General features: G+C 42.3%; 12 protein-coding genes. 9 read left to right on the plus strand and 3 right to left on the minus strand.

Going from position 1 to position 19,896, the window contains the following annotated elements:
• Window positions 1-308 precede the first annotated feature (308 nt).
• From KI743_RS08115 to KI743_RS08145, 7 genes are read left to right on the plus strand one after another with little or no spacing between them, the layout of a single operon-like run.
• Window positions 309-1,958, plus strand: coding sequence for a cyclic peptide export ABC transporter (locus tag KI743_RS08115; protein WP_285465893.1), 1,650 nt, complete (start codon window positions 309-311; stop codon window positions 1,956-1,958).
• Entirely contained in the window at window positions 1,958-3,769 is a 1,812-nt protein-coding gene (locus tag KI743_RS08120; protein WP_285465894.1) for an extracellular solute-binding protein, read from the plus strand. Before KI743_RS08115 ends, KI743_RS08120 begins: the two co-directional genes overlap by 1 nt.
• Window positions 3,770-3,771: 2 nt before the next feature.
• The gene (locus KI743_RS08125; protein WP_285465895.1) at window positions 3,772-4,827 is read left to right on the plus strand and encodes an ABC transporter permease subunit; all 1,056 of its coding nucleotides are present in this window, start codon (window positions 3,772-3,774) and stop codon (window positions 4,825-4,827) included.
• Window positions 4,824-5,888, plus strand: coding sequence for an ABC transporter permease (locus KI743_RS08130; protein ID WP_285465896.1), 1,065 nt, complete (start codon window positions 4,824-4,826; stop codon window positions 5,886-5,888). The genes KI743_RS08125 and KI743_RS08130 overlap by 4 nt, the downstream gene beginning before the upstream one ends.
• Entirely contained in the window at window positions 5,875-7,431 is a 1,557-nt protein-coding gene (locus tag KI743_RS08135) for an ABC transporter ATP-binding protein (protein ID WP_285465897.1), read from the plus strand. Before KI743_RS08130 ends, KI743_RS08135 begins: the two co-directional genes overlap by 14 nt.
• Window positions 7,406-8,008, plus strand: a complete 603-nt coding sequence (locus KI743_RS08140; RefSeq protein ID WP_285465898.1) for a nitroreductase — start codon at window positions 7,406-7,408, stop codon at window positions 8,006-8,008. Before KI743_RS08135 ends, KI743_RS08140 begins: the two co-directional genes overlap by 26 nt.
• A 44-nt stretch (window positions 8,009-8,052) precedes the next feature.
• The gene (locus tag KI743_RS08145; protein WP_285465899.1) at window positions 8,053-8,763 is read left to right on the plus strand and encodes a 4'-phosphopantetheinyl transferase superfamily protein; all 711 of its coding nucleotides are present in this window, start codon (window positions 8,053-8,055) and stop codon (window positions 8,761-8,763) included.
• Here the strand turns inward: KI743_RS08145 and KI743_RS24635 are convergent.
• The 3 genes from KI743_RS24635 to KI743_RS08155 all read right to left on the minus strand — a co-directional run bounded on the left by KI743_RS24635 (window position 8,694) and on the right by KI743_RS08155 (window position 12,004).
• Window positions 8,694-9,410 (minus strand): thioesterase II family protein, encoded by a 717-nt coding sequence (locus KI743_RS24635; RefSeq protein WP_373417824.1) that lies wholly within the window; start codon window positions 9,408-9,410, stop codon window positions 8,694-8,696. The two genes, KI743_RS08145 and KI743_RS24635, sit on opposite strands and share 70 nt — an antisense overlap.
• Window positions 9,411-9,474: 64 nt before the next feature.
• A complete protein-coding gene (locus tag KI743_RS08150) occupies window positions 9,475-11,769 on the minus strand; it encodes a TonB-dependent siderophore receptor (protein ID WP_285465900.1) in 2,295 nt (764 codons plus the stop codon).
• Window positions 11,770-11,803: 34 nt separating this feature from the next.
• Window positions 11,804-12,004, minus strand: coding sequence for an MbtH family NRPS accessory protein (locus KI743_RS08155; RefSeq protein WP_150897557.1), 201 nt, complete (start codon window positions 12,002-12,004; stop codon window positions 11,804-11,806).
• A 172-nt stretch (window positions 12,005-12,176) separates the two neighbouring features.
• Here KI743_RS08155 and KI743_RS08160 point away from each other — a divergent pair, with 172 nt between their 5' ends.
• Window positions 12,177-13,091: a TauD/TfdA family dioxygenase gene (locus KI743_RS08160; protein ID WP_285465901.1), complete on the plus strand. Its 915-nt coding sequence runs from the start codon at window positions 12,177-12,179 to the stop codon at window positions 13,089-13,091.
• Between the two features lie 13 nt (window positions 13,092-13,104).
• Window positions 13,105-19,893, plus strand: coding sequence for a non-ribosomal peptide synthetase (locus tag KI743_RS08165; protein ID WP_285465902.1), 6,789 nt, complete (start codon window positions 13,105-13,107; stop codon window positions 19,891-19,893).
• Window positions 19,894-19,896 lie beyond the last annotated feature (3 nt).

Genomic DNA, 19,896 nt, shown 5'->3' on the forward strand with positions numbered 1-19,896 from the left:
AATATACCTATGTCGCATTTGTAGTTATTCACCAATATAAAGGCGGCATCATCTATCGCTAGGCCATTTAGGCTTAGTGATGGCATTTCAGCTTCCTTTCTTTTAATCGTTGCTCCTTACCAAGGAATAGAATAGGCACCATTGTCGCTACAAGCGTTTTGACAGGGAGTTATGCAAATGTGAAATTTTGTTAATTAATTCATGGTAATAGAATTGATAAGTGTTATCATTGCGATTCATTTTATAAATATTAGTCATAGAGAAGGCTTAGTTAGAGAAATAAAGCCTCTTAGCAGTGTTATCTACCCATGAAATTAATCCTATCGTTATTGAAAGGCAGTCAGCGTCAGTTTTTTTTCGCGATCTTACTTAGTGGTTTGAGTGCGGTGGCTGGTGTTTCCGTTATTGCTTTTATCAATGAAGCTATCAGTCAATTGAGCCGTGGTGGCGAGTTTCCAGTCTCAATTTTTTTCGTCCTGATCCTGTTTTTGTTTGGGTTGAGTTTTTTATCTCAATCTATGATCACAGCACTAGGACATAAAGTTGTATATGAGCTTAGGTTAAGTATTAGTCGTCGACTCATGAATACTTCAGTTGAACGGGTTGAACAACTTGGGCAGCCTAAAATACTTGCTACTCTCACCAAGGATATTACTGCAATTAGTCAAGCATTTAACAGCTTGCCTTTCGTGGTGTTTGGTATCTCGGTCATTGTCTTTACATATAGTTATCTGTTTTGGCTATCGATTCCATTTTTTGCCGCGACAATTGCAATGACCATCGTATCTGTTTTCTTGGGGCGCAAGCTAATGTTGGTATCCCGCGAATACAAAAGAAAAGTTCGAGAAAATGATGACACCTTGTATGGTACTTACGAGGCAATGTTGAGTGGAAGAAATGAGCTTAAGTTAAGTTATGAACGACGTTCGTCTTTTTATCGAGAGCAGTTGGAGCCCACAGCTGAGCATTCTAGAGTGTTAGACACTAAAGCGGATCGCATGAACGTATTGAATGGAAGTTGGGTCAATACTTCGGTTTTGCTCGTTATTGCAGTTGTTGTTTTGATGCACGTTAAGTTCTCAATTGGAACCTCAGAGCAAGTAACTGGCTATGCGCTCGCGATTTTATTCTTACGCTCACCTTTAGCTGGTTTTGTTGGATCTTTACCAGCTCTAATTCAAGGTGCAGTCGCTTACGCCAAAGTTCGCTCTTTAGCGCTTTCTGAAGAACGCGAAAATAATATACAACTAGACCCACAGCTTAAAAACTGGGAGCAATTGACTTTAAAAGGCGTTGAATATGATTATTCAACAGAAAACGGAGAGCCTGGTTTTTCCGTTGGACCGATCGATTTAACAATTAAGCAAGGGGAGCTTATTTTTTGGGTCGGTGGAAATGGTTGTGGCAAATCTACATGCGCCAAACTGATCACAGGTTTGTACCAACCACATAGAGGATCTATTGTGTTCTCGGGACGACGTATCGAGCAACATAATATCGATTGGTATCGAAATCATTTTTCAGTGGTCTTTGCTGATTTCTATTTGTTTAAAAATCTAATTAATGAGGAAGGTAAACGACCTGATAGAAAGCTCGTCGAGAGCTACCTCACCAAACTGGCGTTACGTGACAAAGTTTCGGTTGAAGAAAGTCAACTTAGTACCACACAACTTTCACAAGGGCAACGGAAACGCTTGGCGTTACTACTAGCATATCTAGAGGGGCGAAGCTTGATTATTCTTGATGAATGGGCAGCTGACCAAGATCCGACGTTTAGGCGTGTATTTTACACAGAGCTTTTACCAGAGTTGCAAGCTCATGGCAAAACGGTAATTGCAATTACACACGATGATCATTATTTCCATTTAGCGGATAAAGTGTATCGAGTTGATGCTGGGAACATATCGATCGTAGATAAAGAACATCATCAACAACCTCGAATGGAAGTGACTTATTAATGATTAAACCAAATTATTCTTATCGGGTGACTATTTTTAGTCTGGCGTTGTCGTTGGTAATGGTGCAACCTGCAGTGGCGAATAACACAACACACGCCATTAGTCTGTATGATGAACCTAAATATCCGCTGGGTTTTGAGCATTTTGAATATGCTAATCCAAATGCACCTAAGCAAGGCGAACTTGCTATGGTGGAGATTGGTAGCTTCGATTCATTACATCAGTTCATTGATCTTGGCAAAAAGCCGCGAGGATTGTTCTGGATCTATGATCGCTTGACTGTACGCGGTCATGATAAAGATGAAGCTAAGGTGCGTTATGGATGGTTAGCTGAAAAAATGGTCATTGAAGATGATTATTCATCTGTGACTTACCACATGCGAAAAGAAGCTAAGTTTAGTGACGGACACTCTGTTGATGCTGAAGATGTTGCTTACTCAATCAATCTTTATCAAAAACATGGGTTAAGTAATATCAAATCACGATTTAAAGCGATTAAATCAGTTTCAGTTATCGACTCGCATACAGTTAAGCTTGATTTTGGTGAAGAAGGTAGCAAGCTCCAGGTTTTGAATTCGGGCAACCTTCCGGTCTTACCAAAACATGTATGGGAAAATCATGACTTCACAAAGCCTTCCTTAGATATACCTGTTGGTTCAGGCCCCTATAAAGTAGCTTCAGTAGAGCCGGGACGTAACATTACTTACGAATTGAGAGATGACTATTGGGGTAAAGACATTGCCGTCAATAAAGGTAAGTACAATTTTAAGAAAATTAAGGTCGAGTATTACCGTGATAGGACGGCTGCAGTACAAGCTCTTAAGTCTGACCAAGTAAATTATATCGCTGAAACCGATATCTTACGTTGGAACAAGTTATATCAAGGAGCAGAATTCGATGCTGGTAATGTGGTCAAAGATAAGATCAATTATGAGGCGCCTTCTTTTGTTACCGCAATGGCATTTAATCTTCGTTTAGACAAGTTTAAAGATATTAGAACACGAGAAGCTTTAGTTTATGCGTTTGATTTTGAATGGTTAAACGCGAAAGCTTTTGACCATCAATATATTAGAGCTAAGAGTTTATTTAATAATAGTTTTTTAGCATCTTATGGAACGCCGAATAAAGATGAACTCGAGATCTTAGAGCAGTTCGCTGACTCTGTACCAAAGTCTGTAATTAATGATTCATTTTCATTGCCCGAATCTGATGGCTCAGGACGGAACCGCCAGAATCTAAGGAAGGCACAGCTACTGCTGAAGGAAGCTGGTTGGGTTATGCAAGATGGTCGACTTATTAATGGTCAGTCTGGTGAAGCAATGACTATTCAATTTTTACTGCCTTCTCCTTCTATGAAGCCCGCTATAGGTGGTTACATTCAAAGCCTAAAGAGGCTAGGTATCGAGTCTAATGTGATAGTGAAAACGGGCACTGAGTACTTCAAACTGTTATTGCAAAGGCAATTTGATATGACGCCGATTCAATATAAGGTTCGAATTCCGCCTAATACAGAATTGCGCTCATCACTCAAATCTGAGTTTGCTAACGTATCAGCAAGTTACAATATTACGGGTATCAGTAACCCTGTGGTGGATAAACTTGTAGAAGGTCTTGTTCATGCCCACTCGTATGCTGAAACTCAAGCATACGGTCGTGCACTCGATAGAGTGTTGAAGTGGAACTATTATTATTTACCACTGTGGGCCCGCAATTTTCAATTAGTTGCCTATCAGAGTTATATCCAGAAGCCAGCGCAAGCTCCTAAGTATGGCTATGAAGTCGAATTTTGGTGGGATAGTCGTAAAGAATAACTATGCTAGGTTTGTATGTGCTCCGTAGGCTCTTATTATTAGTGCCTACGCTTTTTGTCGTTATATCTTTGAATTTTTTATTGCTTCAGTGGCTCCCTGGCGGTCCAGTCGAATCGGCATTAGCCAAGCTACAAGGAGTAGATAATTCAGCTGTTGATCTGTTTGATAGCGTAGAAAGTGCTCAATCGGATAATGTTATAGATCAGCAGCTACAAGAAAAAATTGCTAAGGAGTATGGATTCGATAAGCCTTTATCGGAACGCTATAAAGACACCGTTTCACGCTATATGTTTTTTGAACTGGGCAATAGTTATTTTAATGGTTTACCTGTTAGCGAACTCATCTTAGATAAATTAACGGTTTCTTTGTCATTGGGTGGGTGGACATTATTTATTACTTACTTGATCGCTGTACCTCTAGGAGTTGCTAAGGCAAGTCGACAGGGCAGTGTATTTGATTCATTTTCCAGTTTTGTTTTGCTACTGGCTTATGCGGTCCCTACTTTCATTATTGCCATTATATTCCTGATGCTTTTTGCTGGAGGAGGCGTTTTTAACTGGTTTCCGCTTCGTGGACTTGTTTCATCTAATCATAATGAATTGAGTTTGACTGGGCAGATACTAGATTATTTCTGGCATTTAGCTCTTCCAGTACTTGCGTGTGTCGCAAGCGGATTGGCGTCTTTAACTGTGTTGACGAAAAACTCCATACTCGACCAAATGTCCGAGCAATATGTAGATACGGCGATCTGTATGGGTGAAAGTAAGTCACGCGCTGTGATTCATCATGTGTTACCGAACACTTTGTTAGTTATCGTTGCTAGGTTGCCGTCCGATCTGTTATCGGTGTTTATAGGAGGAACCTTGCTGGTTGAAATCGTATTTTCTTTAGATGGCATCGCCCTTTTGGGGTTCGAAGCACTGCTTGAACGCGATTACCCTGTCGTGTTGGGTATTTTATACGTCTATACAATATTAGGTTTGATATTAAATTTAATTGGTGACCTCCTTTACCGCTTGGTCGATCCAAGGGTCTCATTTTCTGAGGTGTCAGGATGAATGATTCGAAGAATAAGCCTTTGGCTGCTGCACAAGTTACAGATAAATCAATTGTTCATTGTAAAAAGAATAGTGTGATTTTTCGCGGTAAGTGTGCGGCATTGGTTTTGATACTTTTGACTTTTATTTGTTTGTTTGCTGAGGGCGTCGTAAACGATAAACCGATCCTCGTCCATTACGATGGTGAGTGGTTTGTGCCAATTTTCAAGAGCTATCCTGAAACTGCTTTTGGAGGAGATTTTGAATCAGAAGCGGATTATAAAGATCCATATGTACTTAATATGATAGAACAGTCGGGTTGGGTAACTTGGCCACTCGTCCGTTATCACTACGATACGATTAACTATGATTTAACTTACCCGTCACCGCCTTCAAAACAAAATTGGCTAGGGCTTGATGATCAAGGAAGAGATGTTTTCGCCCGCTTAATTTATGGTTTGAGAATCAGTTTGGCTTTTGCATTAGTTTTAACATCGGCCATCTCAGTGATAGCTCTTGTTACTGGTACCGTTCAGGGGTATCTAGGTGGATGGGTTGATTTGATCGGTCAACGTCTTACTGAAATATGGGGTGCTATTCCGGTTATGTTCGTTGTCATGATAGTCGCAAGTATACTTAACCCCGGCTTTGTGACATTAACTCTGGTTCTTGCTCTCTTTGGTTGGCATTACCTTGCTCAATTAATTCGTGCCGAAGTACTCAAAACACGTCAGTTAGAGTACGTTCAATCTGCACTTATTGCTGGAGTGTCCGATTTTCGAATCATGTGGCGACATGTGCTTCCTAATGCGCTGATCACAACGTTAAGTACTTTACCTTTTATCTTTGCAGGATCGTTAGGCTCCTTGATTACTCTCGACTTTTTGGGTTTTGGATTACCAGTCGGCTATCCATCATTGGGCGAGTTAATAGCACAGGGTAAGAATAACCTTCATGCTCCTTGGCTGGGAATGACAGGGTGTGGTGCAATATTATTTGTTATTACGCTTGTTGTATTAGTTGGCGAAGCCGTACAGGAGTGGTTGAGTCCATTTAAGGAGCATCACCATGCTCAACGTTAAGAATGTCCGCTTACTTGTCGACAAATCTCTTCTTCTAAGTAACGTGAGTTTTGATGTACAGGCTGGTGAAACTCTCGCTATTGTCGGTGAAAGCGGAGCAGGCAAGACATTGCTTTCTAAGCTGTTGCTTGGAATCGAGCCTCAAGGGAGTTTAGTCGAAGGAGAGGTAATGGTTGATGGTAAAAATACTCGACTGTTTTCCGAGAAAGATTGGTTAAACATCCGGGGTAAAGAGATTGGTTTCGTATCACAGGAGCCATTGTCTGCGCTAAACCCAGTAAAAAGTGTGTACTGGCATTTAAAACGTACCTTGTTAATTCATAGCGCAACACAATTCCAAACAAGCAAGACAATAGAAAAAAGTATTGTCTCTCTGTTGGAACAAGTGGGATTACCAGCTTCTCTATCCAGTCGTTACCCTCATCAATTATCGGGCGGACAAAGACAAAGGTTATTGATCGCCATTGCGATTGCGAATAAACCAAAGTTACTTGTAGCAGATGAACCTTCGACTGCGCTTGATCCGTCAGTGCGTGATCAAATCTTGAGTTTGATAAGGCGTATTCAACAACGTACCCGAATGGCTATCGTTTTGATCTCTCATGATCTAAATATGGTTGAGCGATTTGCAGATACGGTGGCCGTCTTGAAGGAAGGTGCTATTGTCGAAAAGCAGCCAGCTCGTAAATTATTTTCGTCACCTACGCATGATTATACCCGTTCATTAATGCGACCAATTGAATTTACCAAACCTTTACCTGCAAGTTCAGAGCCCTTGTTAAGCGTCGATCATTTGAATACCGAGCTCAAAGCCACTTGGTGGTGGCAGTCACCTCACTCTCTGTTACGCGATGTATCTTTTTCTCTTAATAGGGGAGAAAGTATCGGTGTAATTGGAAAAAGCGGCTCGGGGAAATCTACTCTTGCTAAGAGTTTGCTTAGGTTAATCTCAAGCCGAGGTACCGTCGATTTTGATGGGTTGGAGTGGCTAAAAGCCGGTCGAAGAGATTTAAGAGCATTCCGCCACAAAATGCAGTTTGTATTTCAAGACACCTCGTCGAGTTTGAATCCGAGAATGACTATCGAGCAGACGCTTGAAGAAGGTTGTATTGCGCAACAGAAAACAATCGGCTTGGCTTCTCGAATAGAAAAGGTTATGCGAGAGGTCGACTTACCTATCGCTTTTCTAACACGTTATCCTCATCAACTCTCTGGTGGTCAAAGACAACGGGTGATGATAGCCCGAGCATTGATTTTGCAACCGAAGCTTTTGATTTTAGATGAGCCCACTACAGCACTCGATCAAAAAAATCGGCGAAGAATGATCCATCTTCTTAAGTCGATCCAAGACAAACACCAAGTTAGCTTTATATTGATTACTCACGATTTAACGTTAATAGAAGCGTTATGTCACAGGGTTCTAACTTTATCAAGTGGGGAGCAAATCGGTTACGAGTCTTCAGACGCTTGGCTAACAACACAACAGAATGAATTTATAAGTTTAGAAGGAAATGAAAATGAATCCATTAGAGCCACTGCTTGATAGACGTTCCTACAGTTTTTCAAAATTGACTTATCCAGGTCCCTCTGATCAGGAGTTGAAGCAACTTTTCGATCTTGTAATGACAACCCCTGATCATGGAAATATAAAGCCATGGAAGTTCGTGGTTGCTCGTGGTGAAAATATGAAAAAAGCCGGGGAGATGGCATTAGAGCTATACAAACGGCAGTCTCCTGATGGGCAAGTTAGTGAAGATGGCAAGCGATCGGCAGAGTATATTAGTAACCTGCCAATGATGATTTTGGTAATGACTAACGTTGACCCCAACCATAAGAAAGTGACCATATGGGATCAACAGTTGTCAGCAGCAGCTGCCGCACAGAATATCATGAGTGGACTTCATCTAATGGGATACGGCGGCCTGTGGTATACGTTCTTAGCGAACGAACAAGTGAAACCTCTTTTTGGAATGAAGACGGATGACCAAATTGTTGGTGCTATTGCAGTGGGCACGCCGTTACCCGAATTTGTGAAGAAGATAAAACGTCAGTCTCCTGCAAAGTACTGTTTCGAATGGCAAGGGCTTGGTGTCCCACCTTCCGAGCTTTTTGAAAAATAGAAATTTTGTTCGGAGTAGAAGGTTTAAAGTGATGTGTTCTTAATATGGATCTAGCAATCTACGTTACACCGAGTTCGTTTTCGATCCCATTTAGCTTAAATGACGCGGAGCGAGCTCACTCTTTATCTTTTCGTTATGAATTAGATAGGCGCCGTTATGTATTCGCTCATAACTTTAAAAGACATGTACTGAGTTTAGAATATCCAGATATTTTCCCAAGTGATTGGGTGATTACCAAATCGCCAGAGTGTAAGCCCTTTTTAACAGCACCAATTTCATTTAACTTGAGTCATAGTAAAGAAGCAGTCGCAATGGTGACTGCTGTGGGGCAAAGTGAATTACAAATCGGTATAGATGTTGAATGCTACCAAAAAATTGAAGATTTGGACGAGTTGATTCAACTAATCTGTCACCCTAATGAATTAGCAAGAGTCGAACTGAAGGTTGATAAGCATAAAAGTTTCTATTGCTTATGGACGGCAAAAGAGTCCCTATTAAAAGCTGTTGGCTCTGGGTTGGTGGATAATCTCAAAGAGCTTGATTGTAGTGAGTGTCTGGTGAAAGAGAGGTGTTCAATACTTTGGAACAACCAAGAATTTGGGCTTCAAACATATAAGTTTGATTGGGGTGTATGTAGTGTTGCTTGGAACAACGCTATAAAAGTTGATTCATTACACTTGGCAAGTCAGAGTAAGTTAGAACTATTTTCAAATACAGAAATTAATGAAGGCAAGAGTTGCTTCAAGTCTGAGTGAAAATAAAAGTGGTCTCCTCGCATTTCAAGTAACTTGAAATCTGATTGGGTGAACTCTCTCCATTGGCGGATTTTGTCTCTGTCTACCACTGGATCTATATCACCGTAGATCGCAGTGATCGGTACAGCTATTTTCGTAGGGTCAACATTTTCGTACTGCTCATTCAGATTTAGATCTGATCTGATGATGGGTAGTAACAATTCCATAAGCTCGCTGTTCGCTAAAATATCTATTGGAAGCCCACCTATTTTGGTCAATGTTGCTGTGAGCTCGGAATCACTTGAGGAGTTTGAAAGCGAAGACGCAACTTTGTTGTTGGGAGAGTGACGTGAAGATACGAATAGATGGGTAGGTAGGCGGTGGTGTTTCTTGAAAATTACCCTAGTACATTCAAAACTAACTAGGCCACCGAGGCTGTGTCCAAAGAAAGCAAATACACTGCTCTTTGATAAATGCTCTTCAATTTGTGAACACAGGTCTTCGCATAGTGCTTGAATACTATTGACGAACGGTTCGCCAAATCGACTTCCTCTGCCAGGGTATTCTAGGGCAACTACATTGATATTGTGTAGGCGTAATGGCTGTATCCATGCATGGTACATGCTTGCGGCACTTCCTGAAGAAGGGAAGCAATAAAGTGTCAACATATCTATCCTTACAACATAGAAGAGGGGTACATCTTGTACCCCTCAGCTTTTTAAACAAACATAATTAGAAGTTGTATGCTGCGGTTAAAGAGACTGTTCTCGGAGAGCCTAGGTACACGGCGTTTTGTGTTGAGTCAGATCCTGCTGTGTAATACTCTTCGTCAAATACGTTTTTGACGTTTAATTGTAAGCGAAGATCTTGATTCGCAAAGTCAGGCGTATACCATGCAGCTACATCAAACAGTGTGTAAGCAGGTAGTGTGTAGTCATATGCTTGACGACGGTTGCCTGCGCGATCACCCACGTAACGAGCTCCGCTTCCTAGACCCCATTCTTGAGTTGCTTGGTAAGATAACCACAAGCTCGCATTATGTTCGGGTACGTTCACAGGCTTGTGCACTGAAGATGGTGCATTTACGAATTCAACATCGTTGTAGCCGTAAGCAAATAGCGCCATTAGTTTTCTAGTAATGGCGAAATCGCCATCAATTTCAAAGCCTTGACTTCGCTGTTCATATACGTCATAGCTTCCTGAAACGTTACCTTGGTAAGCTACATTATCTAGATCAATATGGAAGATAGCTGCTGTTAAGTTGAGTCGAGAATCTAATAATGATGTTTTCGCACCAAACTCATACTGAGTGCCTCGTTGAGAGTCTACCCACTCGTTTTTGACTGTGTCGTATTTTTGGTTTGGTAGGTATGAATCAGTGAAGTTACCAAATAATGATACTTGATCATTTAACGCGTAAAGCGCACCTGCTTGCAAGCTTAGGTTTTTCTCTTTCGGGCTATCGGAGTTAGAGTTCTGAAGCGTTACACCTAGTCCAGCCGCGCCTTGTTGTAGAGTCGGATCCCAAGTTCTTGAAGACTCGGCGTCGAAGATGTCGTAACGAGCACCTAATACAAAGTTCCAATCATGATACTCAATAAGGTCTTGTAAGAATACGCTGTACTCTTTCAATTCAAAAGTATCGGTATTCACGTTATACATGTCATTCGGGTGCGTTGCAGTAGAAGTATTATCGCTATAATAATTGTAAACACCGCTATTAGGGTTTGTAGTGCCTTGAACGAAAGCTGAATAAGCGACTAAGTCTGGGTCACTCCATGATGAAGAAGCCATAGTCTTGGTTTTGGATTCATAAGATGTATAGTCTGTACCTGCAATGATACGGTGACCGAAATCCCCAGTCTCCAAATCAAAGACATTCTCCCATGAGTATAGAGTGGTTTCACTTGACTCATTACTACCTGCAATGTAACGAGTTATCGTGCCATCAAAAGCGTGGTTTGGTCCATCTTCATTGTAAAAAGTAACTGGGCCCATCGTTGTCTGAGCAGCAGCGGACGACGCGTAGAAATGAACGCGATCGCCTTTGTATGTGCGGTCCTGGTATCGGGCTTTAAAGCGAGTCGTCCAGTTATAATTAATAGCGTGCTCTAACTCTAACGAATATTTGTGGGTTTCACGTTCTTGGTTAGAAAACGCAGAACCTAGGCGTCTTTCATCAATATCTAGAAACTCCCACCCTGTATTACTAGCATTGCGAACAGCTAAAGTTCCACGATCGAATGGCATTTCTTCTTTGTTGTATTTGTAGGCAAAAGTAATGGCCGTATCTTCCGTTGCTAGCCACGTAACACTAGGTGCAATAAACGTCTGTTTACTTTCCGAATGGTCGCGCCATCCTTCTGAGTCATCAAACACACCAACAAGACGATAAAGAATTGTTCCATCTTCATTTGCGGGGCCAGTTAAATCTATACTGAACTTTTGCTTTCCGTGTTCATCTAGAGTTGCTTTAACTTGGTGGTTGGCAACTGCTTGCGGCCGTTTCGTAATTAAATTAACGAGACCACCCGGACTCATGTTGCCGTAAAGTACTGATTCTGGCCCTTTAACTACTTCAATGAATTCCAAATCATCTATCACAGCTTTATCTTGTGCTAGTCCGTAAACACGCGTTCCGTCTTCGTAGACATTCGCATCGAAACTACGAATTTTGAATTGATCTCGTGTGCCACCGTAGTTGTTGTGTTCTGCGACGTTACTGACGTTATAAAGAGCATCACTTAAGCTCTGAATATCTTGTTGTTCAATAACTTCAGTATTGATTACTTGAACAGATCGAGGAACGGTCGATAAATCTGCTTCGGAGCGCATAGTCGATTGCGCAACGTTTGTTGTCAGGCTTTGCTTAACGCCGATTACCTGAATTACTTCTTGCGCTTCATCGTTTGAGCTTTGATTTACTTCCGTTGCAGCGAAAACTGGTGTTGAAGCTAAAAGGGCTAGAGTCAAACAACGAGGCTGTACTGCTGTTTGAACAGCAGTAGCCAATTTAGTTTTGAACATAATACTTCCTGTAAATACTTCTTTTTAAGTGTGGTTAGAGAGCTTGTTGAAATTGCTTGAGAGAGGCTGGACGCATATCGGTCCAGTTTTCTTGAATGAATTGTAAGCAGCTTTCCTTGTCGCCTTGGAAACCCACTTCTTTCCAACCGCTTGGGATTGCTTTGTAGGTTGGCCAGATGGAGTACTGCTCTTCAATGTTTATGACGACGTTAAAGAGAATGCTTTGTTGTTTCATTTTAAATACTTATGTTACTTGATTGTCTGATTAATTTATAAAATAATAACACTCCTAGTAGTAATATCAATAATCATTATCATTTGTATTTATATTTATTTCATTTAGTGAGACTTCAGTAGTGACTAGCCCAAAGTTTTTAAATATCAAACCATTATTATCTGATTCTTTTTTGCCCCAAGTCGTTACAGCTGACAACGGTGTGAGCCTCTCTGACTGTATCCAAGAAGCACATGCCATAGCTGAAGAACAATTACGTACCACCGGGGGTGTTTTATTTAGAGGGTTCGATTTAATTGGAGAGGAGCCTTTCCAAGAGTTTGCGCGTTCCTTCGGTTTTCCTCTACTTAGTTATGAGTTCGGATCAACCCCAAGAACCGATCTTGGTGAAGGTGTGTACACCACGACAGAGTATCCAGCTCATCAGACAATTCCATTACACAATGAGCAAGCATATACGCTCAATTGGCCAATGAAGATCTGGTTTCACTGTATTACGCCAGCAGAAACGGAAGGTGAGACGCCAATAGCTGATAGCAGACAAGTTTTTAACAAGATTTCCCCTACAATTCGCGAACGCTTTGAACGGAAGAAGCTTAAATATGTTCGCAACTATGGAAATGGTCTAGACCTGCCATGGGAGAAAGTGTTTGGAACAGACAATCCAAAGGAGGTTGAAAAGTTCTGCCTACAAAATCAAATCGATTTTGAATGGAAAGAAGATGGTGAATTGCGAACGAGTCAAATTTGTCAAGCCGTTGCTAAACATCCAGTAACGGGTGAAATGGTTTGGTTCAATCAAGCCCACTTGTTCCATGTATCTAACTTAGAGCCCCACATAAGAGAAACGCTTCTTTCCGTTGTTGATGAAAAAGACCTACCACGCAATGTGTACTACGGTGACGGCACTGCCATAGAGGATTCGGTTCTAGATGAAATTCGAAGTGTTTTAGATGATTGTACGGTGAAGTTTCCTTGGGAATCTGGCGATATCTTAATGCTCGATAACATGTTAGTCGCACACGCGCGTTCTCGCTTCACAGGAACTCGCAAAGTCGTCGTTGCTATGGCTGAACCTAACTGCTAGGAAACCAACTCAAATGGATTTATTAAAACCTCTGATTAATTTGCGAGAAAAAGGCATTCAGATTGAGGCACACGATGATTTATTGAAAATAAACAGCAGCCCAATAAATACTGGGCTGGATTCAAAATTGTCTCAAACGGAGTATCAATGGCTGTTATCAAACCAAGATGGCATCGTTGAAACGATTTCTAAGTATCCAGAGTATTTTGAGCGCCTATTGGTGTCATCGAATCAAAAATCTTTATGGTTTTTGTACCAATTATCTCCAACATCGAGTGCGTATAATATGTACTTTACTTCGGTGTTAGGGGGAGAAAAACAGCTCCCGCTTGATCTAACTATTCTTAAAGAGAGCTTTTTTGAAACAGTTTCACATCACCGCTCGCTACGTACTGGATACGCACAAGAAGGGAGCAGGGTGTATGGGAACTTGTTTACGTCTGATGTGGCAAAATTGAAAGTTGATTATACGAGTTTCTCTAAGTCAGAGTTGGATGATTGGATTGCTAAACAAACAGACGAACCTTTCGACATTGAAAAAGGCTATGTATGTCGTGCGAATGTTGTTTTTAACACTTTTGAAAAAGAGACAACACCTTACCTCATCTTAACTCTTCACCATATCGCTGGCGATTACTACTCGATTGAGCAGTTAATGCAGACATGGGCAGAATACTATTTATATTTGGCGAATGGTGAAGACCAGCCATTGCCGTCTGAACAATATTGTTCTTGGGCTCAAGAACAACAAGATTACTTATCATCCGAAGCTGCGGCCAAATCGTTGCAGTTTTGGAAAGACTCATTGACGCCACTTCCAGAACCATTACTACTTCCAACAGACTTCGAACGCGGTGATGTCCAAGAGTTCGATGGTGAGCAAATACATTTTCATACTAGCAAGTCCATTACTAGCAAAGTTAAGACGCTTTCTTCTCAGTTGAATACCACTCCGTATTCAGTTTTATTCAGCGCCTTCCAATTCTTTTTCCATAAACTTTCGGGTCAATCTAAGTTTTTACTAGGTTCTCCAACGATGGGGCGTTACGGACGAAGACATAAAAGTGTTGTTGGTTACTGTGTTAATCCTGTTTTAATTCCAACAAATTTCACTGAGCCACAAAGTTTTGAGGCACTAGTAAAGACGTTCACTGAGTTCTATCGTAAAACGGTTCGTCATCAGAAAGTACCTTTAACCACGCTAACTGAATCGCTGTTAACTGAACGCCGAGCTGATAAGACCGCGATAGTATCTCATATGTTTACTTATGCTCGCATTCATGACCACTCTTTAGCCATGCCTATCACTGACCACGCAGAAAGTTCAGGTCAAAGAGGCGCTGCGCATGATTTAAATCTTGTCGTATATGAGTATGAAGATTCGTTCCGCTTGCATTGGAGGTTCAATTCTAGTTTGTATCGAAAGCAAACGGTCGAATCGATTTCACACGACTTTTTGGAGATTTTGGAAACGGTATTAAACAAACCTGAAGTGAAGTTGAACGAACATCTATTCCGACAATGGCTACCAGCAGTTGAACAATCGTCTCCTCAAAAAACAACAGCCTTGTCTCTTTGGTTAAGCCGTGAGCGTAGTGAGCCGGCACTCTTATATAATGAAAAATCGATTAGAGGCGAAGAGTTAGGTCTTAGTGCTTCGAACCTGGCTTTTGCTTTACGTGGCAAAGGTGTGAGTCATGGGGGAAGAGTCGCTGTGTTATTGCCTCGAGGGGTCGAACAAGTAACAGCTATGCTGTCAGCTTGGTATGTAGGTGCCGCTTACGTGCCATTGGACCTGTCACAACCTGCTGAACGAAGTTCAATGATGCTTGAAGAGGCAGAAGTCAATGTTGTTATTGGTTTCGGTAGAAGACCGGATTGGTTAGCAGAACAGATGGAATGGGTCGATGTTTCCAAACTGCCCTCTGGGTCCATTGAGCCGGAGAGCTTGGACGCGAAAGATTTTGCGTATCTGATTTTTACCTCTGGTTCCACAGGCAAGCCTAAAGCTGTAACTGTTAGCCATGGTGCTCTTGCATCCTATGTTATTGCAGTAAACAAACGCTTGGAGATGCCATCAGGCAGCGTTTACGCCAGTTTAGCGAGTGTCGCGACAGACCTAGGTTATACATCTCTATGGGGTGGCCTGCTAGCTGGGCATGCAGTACGCCTTTTAGAGGAAGACTTTATGCTCGATGCAGAGGCTTTGTCTGAGCATCTAAATCGTTACCCCGTTGATATGCTGAAAGTTGTGCCGTCTCATTTACAAGGATTAATGGCTTCAGAGTGTGAAGGGTTATTACCGCGCGATGCGCTCGTCCTAGGCGGTGAGGGCGTTAGCCAAAGCTTGCTAGAGGAGATCGAGCAAACAGCGCCATCATTGCGAATTTTTAATCACTATGGCCCTACGGAGGCCACCGTCGGTGTTATTGCTGGTAGATTATCATCGAAAGAACCTATCGCCCTTGGGAAGCCTTTGGACGGTTGTCGGGTGTATATCTTGGATAAGTCACTGCAAGCCGTACCTGTGGGGGCAGTCGGTGATCTTTATATTTCTGGTAATCAATTAGCTCAGGGGTATTGGAAAGACTTAGAAAAGACAAAGCTTAGCTTTATCGATGACCCGTTCAGCGATCAGGAAAAAATGTACAGCACCGGTGACCGCGTGAAGCGATTGCCTGATGGTCGAGTGCAGTTTATTGGTCGAGCTGATGGGCAAGTAAAAATTCGTGGCTACCGAGTGGAGTTAGCTGAAGTTGAAAGCCATATCAATGCATTAACAGGTGTTGCAGAAGCTGCGGTTCTCTTTGAGAAAAATAATGTTCGTGAGGCCTTAACCGCGATCGTGGTGCTGGACAAGGAGTGGCATCGAAAAGATGACAAATTGGCATTAGCTGAACTTAAGAGGCAGCTTAGTGAGAAATTACCTGCTCATATGCAACCTCACTTTTGGCAATTTAAGGAAACAATTCCTCGAGCTGTAAACGGCAAAGTTGACAGAAAGGCTTTGTTTTTGGCAATGGAAAAAGTCGAAGAAAATGAAATAAGTAGCGGTGAACAAGAATCAAGCGCGAATGCATTCTGGTGTGATTTGTTCGCACAAGTGCTTGAAGTACCGGGTGAAGTCGTGTCATCGACAGATAGTTTCTTTGCCATTGGTGGAGACTCTATTCGAGCTCTACAATTGGTTGCTTTGGCAAGAAAACAAGGCATTGCTCTAACGCCACAATTGTTATTCAAGCACCAATCCGCAAAAGAGCTTACTCAGGTTTTAACTTCGCAACATCAAGCAACTGAAAGTACTGAAAACCAAATTAGCTCGGATTCTCGAGTATCCAATTTAGCGAGCGCACAAAACGTAGTTAAATCGCTATGGTCTAGCACACTATCTGTATCAAACGTAAATAATGACGATAACTTCTTTGCCATTGGTGGTGACTCGATATTGGCGCTTAAGCTTATTGCTGCAGCAAAGAAAGAAGGGTTAACGCTACTCCCGCAACATGTTTTCCAGCACCAGAGTGTGAATGAGCTGGCTCAATTTATTCTTCCTCAATTGGGGAACAATGATGTTGATGTACAGACGTCACAAGCCAAGGAAAAGAACCGATGTGATCTAGATAGTCTACCGTTAACCATCACGACCGACGAAGTCACTGCGGAGATATCGGCTCGTGATCTGAATGAGATCTGCCAGCATATTCCAGCGACGAATATAGAGGATGTTTTACCGCTAGCACCAACTCAACAAGGCATCTTGTTTCATTGTTTATTAGACCAAAATCCTCAGCTCTACCTCAATGTTACGAGCATGTCATTGGACGGGCACATAAATAGCGCTGCGTTTCTGGCTGCGTGGGAGGAGGCAATACTTCGTCATGATATTAATCGTGGGCGTTTCATTTGGAATGAGCTTGAACAACCTTACTTGGTTGTTTGTCGAAATGTTCAATTCTCTACGAATTTTCTCGATTGGACCGATGTTTCTCATCAAGAGCAATTAACTCTGTTTAAAGAACTTGTGGACATGGAGAAACAAACCGGTTTTGCTCTTGATGAATCACCGTTGATGAAAATCACGTTGATAAAGTTTGATGAAAGTGTCTATCGAATGGTTTGGTCACGCCATCATTTGGTGGTCGATGGTTGGACTTCTGCGTTAATTGCTGACGATGCAATGACAATATACAGAAATCAGGCAGTTTCGCCTGCTCCTCGATACGCGGATTACTTCAAATGGATTGCGAAGCAAGATGCAGAAGTCGCAGAACAGAAGTGGCGGACTTATCTTGCTGATGTCGAACAGGTACCGCATTTACCTAAACCAACACAACCTAAGCAGGGGCAGAACAGCTACCAAAAGTTTATTTCAAAACGCATTACTCAACAGTTGGAGAGCCAAGCTCGCTCTCATGGCCTTACTCTCAATACAATAGTGCAAGTCGCGTGGTCATTGACGCTTAGTCGTTATTTAGGCCAATACCATGTGTTATTCGGGATGACGAGCTCGGGTCGACCACAAGAAGTGGATGGAATTGAAAAAATGGCAGGCGTTTTTCTTTCTAGTTTGCCAGTGAACGTGAAGTTGGATCCCGCTGCCAAATTGATCGACGTTGCAAAGCGAATGCAGCTCGATGTTGTTGAACTTCGTGGCATTGAACATGTTCCTCTATCTAACATTCAATCTAACGTAAGCTTAGAGCCTGGTGAACTCTTATTTGATACTGTTCTTGTGTTTCAGAATTTTCCATTTCCTCCAGCGTTAGCTGAGATGAAAGCCCCTGAATTTGATCTGCTAGAAGTATTTGGAACAAGTAACTTTCCAATTATGCTACAAGTGACCCCGAATGAGTCGCTTCAATTAAATTGCACTTACGACTGTCAAGCCGTGTCAAACACTCTAGTTGAACGCATGCTTTCGACATTCGAGCTCGCATTAATCAACCTTACTAAGAACCTTTCTCAAGAGGTACATCAAGCGGTCGAAGCACTCGTCTTTGTACCTGAGCCTTTGCCGCTTGCAGCGCGTGATTCTAACTGGGACTTTCTAACCGAGATTGAACATCAGTCGCGTGATAGTGGTGACGCTGTGGCTTTGATCACAGAGGATAGAACGCTGACCTATCGTGAATTAGTTACAGAAGTTGATGCGTTAGCTGCGTCACTTTCACACTGGACTTACGATAATGATCAACCTGTAGCCGTTTGCCTTAACCGAAAAGCAGAACTACTAGTTACATTGCTGAGTCTTTATAAACTTGGACTTTGTTATATCCCACTAGACCCTACGCTTCCTCCTGCTCGTTTGGGTAACATTATCGAACAGGCTAAACCTCAGTTAACAATCAGTGATGTAGTCTTGCCGAAATGTCGAAGTGTCAACATCGACGATATCAAACAAACGGTAAATGATGGGCAGAGAGTTAAAGCGAAGCATTCTAAGCAACTTGCTTATACCATTTTTACATCTGGTTCGACGGGCAATCCGAAAGGTGTGCAAATTGAACGTGGCGCACTTAACCATTTCCTTCAGTCTATTTCTCCGGTAGCACGTCTGACGCGTGAAGATACGTTGTTGGCATTAACTACGGTTGGATTTGATATCGCCGTTCTGGAGTTGTTCTTACCATTAATCCATGGGGCAACAGTCGTACTTGCTAGTGATCAAAAGAGCAAAGATAGCCAATGCCTATCGGATCTGATGGAGCGTCATAGCATCACAGTGATGCAAGCGACACCAGCAACTTGGCAGAGCTTAGCGGATATGAATGCAGCTTGGTGGGCATCGTTGAGGGTGTTAGCTGGTGGAGAGGCGCTCCCTACTACATTGGCGAAACGACTGAAGCAAAAAGCGAAATCGGTGACGAACGTGTATGGACCGACAGAAGCCACGGTGTGGGCATCAAGTCAGACTGTTGATCATACCCAAGGACAGATTGTTGCTTTAGGTAAGCCAATTGAAAATATGCAGTTTTACGTACTCGATGAATTACTCAATCCTGTGGCAGAGGGGGTTGAAGGAGAACTTTACATATCAGGAGAGAGCTTAGCTCGCGGCTATCTCGGGCGTGCTGACCTTACCGCGTGCAGTTTTATTCCGAACCCTTTTTCTGACCAGTTCGGCGCAAGAATGTATCGCACTGGTGACAGAGTGTTTGTGGATGAAAACAAAGAACTTCAGTTCCTCGGGCGTAGCGATTTCCAAATTAAGCTACGCGGTTTTAGGATTGAACTTGGCGAAATTGAGTCTGTTCTTTTGTCTCAAAAGGGCGTTAAAGAGGCGGTAGTTAAAGTTTGGCAGGCAGACAGTCAACACGGTTATATCGCCGCTTATGTTACGGCACGCGATGGTGTGGTGCTAGGGAGCGAAACTTTACTGCAATTAGCAGCGGAACATCTCCCTGCTTACATGATACCCAGTACACTTATGATCATGGATGCTCTGCCCCTAAATAGTAACGGCAAAGTCGATCGTAAAGCGTTAGTTGAACCTGCCCAGCAAGGGATGAGCCACTATTGTACACCAACCACAGAGTTGGAAATGCAATTGGTAGAAATATGGCAAGAGTTATTAGGACACGATCAGATCGGTACTCAAGACAGCTTCTTTAGTCTAGGTGGGAATTCTCTAACCGCCACGCGTTTACAAGCACGTATTCAGCGTACTTTCCAAGCGCAAATTGCTTTAGCTGATCTCTTTCACAATCCGACAATTGCCGAGCTTTCGCAGATGCTGGAAGGGGAAACGATTCAGCAAGACGACTTAGAAGCAATGTCAGACTTATTAGATTTATTTGAGTAAAAC

Origin of the sequence: Vibrio sp. D420a (genome assembly GCF_030248625.1) — a bacterium.
GTDB lineage: Bacteria > Pseudomonadota > Gammaproteobacteria > Enterobacterales > Vibrionaceae > Vibrio > Vibrio fortis_A.

What these genes read in the sequence shown, in the direction of transcription:
- KI743_RS24635 (WP_373417824.1), bottom strand. Translation starts at nt 9,410, where the DNA reads ATGTTGACACTTTATTGCTTCCCTTCTTCAGGAAGTGCCGCAAGCATG.
- KI743_RS08115 (WP_285465893.1), top strand. Translation starts at nt 309, where the DNA reads ATGAAATTAATCCTATCGTTATTGAAAGGCAGTCAGCGTCAGTTTTTT.
- KI743_RS08130 (WP_285465896.1), top strand. Translation starts at nt 4,824, where the DNA reads ATGAATGATTCGAAGAATAAGCCTTTGGCTGCTGCACAAGTTACAGAT.
- KI743_RS08155 (WP_150897557.1), bottom strand. Translation starts at nt 12,004, where the DNA reads ATGAAACAACAAAGCATTCTCTTTAACGTCGTCATAAACATTGAAGAG.
- KI743_RS08135 (WP_285465897.1), top strand. Translation starts at nt 5,875, where the DNA reads ATGCTCAACGTTAAGAATGTCCGCTTACTTGTCGACAAATCTCTTCTT.
- KI743_RS08125 (WP_285465895.1), top strand. Translation starts at nt 3,772, where the DNA reads ATGCTAGGTTTGTATGTGCTCCGTAGGCTCTTATTATTAGTGCCTACG.
- KI743_RS08140 (WP_285465898.1), top strand. Translation starts at nt 7,406, where the DNA reads ATGAATCCATTAGAGCCACTGCTTGATAGACGTTCCTACAGTTTTTCA.
- KI743_RS08165 (WP_285465902.1), top strand. Translation starts at nt 13,105, where the DNA reads ATGGATTTATTAAAACCTCTGATTAATTTGCGAGAAAAAGGCATTCAG.
- KI743_RS08120 (WP_285465894.1), top strand. Translation starts at nt 1,958, where the DNA reads ATGATTAAACCAAATTATTCTTATCGGGTGACTATTTTTAGTCTGGCG.
- KI743_RS08145 (WP_285465899.1), top strand. Translation starts at nt 8,053, where the DNA reads ATGGATCTAGCAATCTACGTTACACCGAGTTCGTTTTCGATCCCATTT.
- KI743_RS08150 (WP_285465900.1), bottom strand. Translation starts at nt 11,769, where the DNA reads ATGTTCAAAACTAAATTGGCTACTGCTGTTCAAACAGCAGTACAGCCT.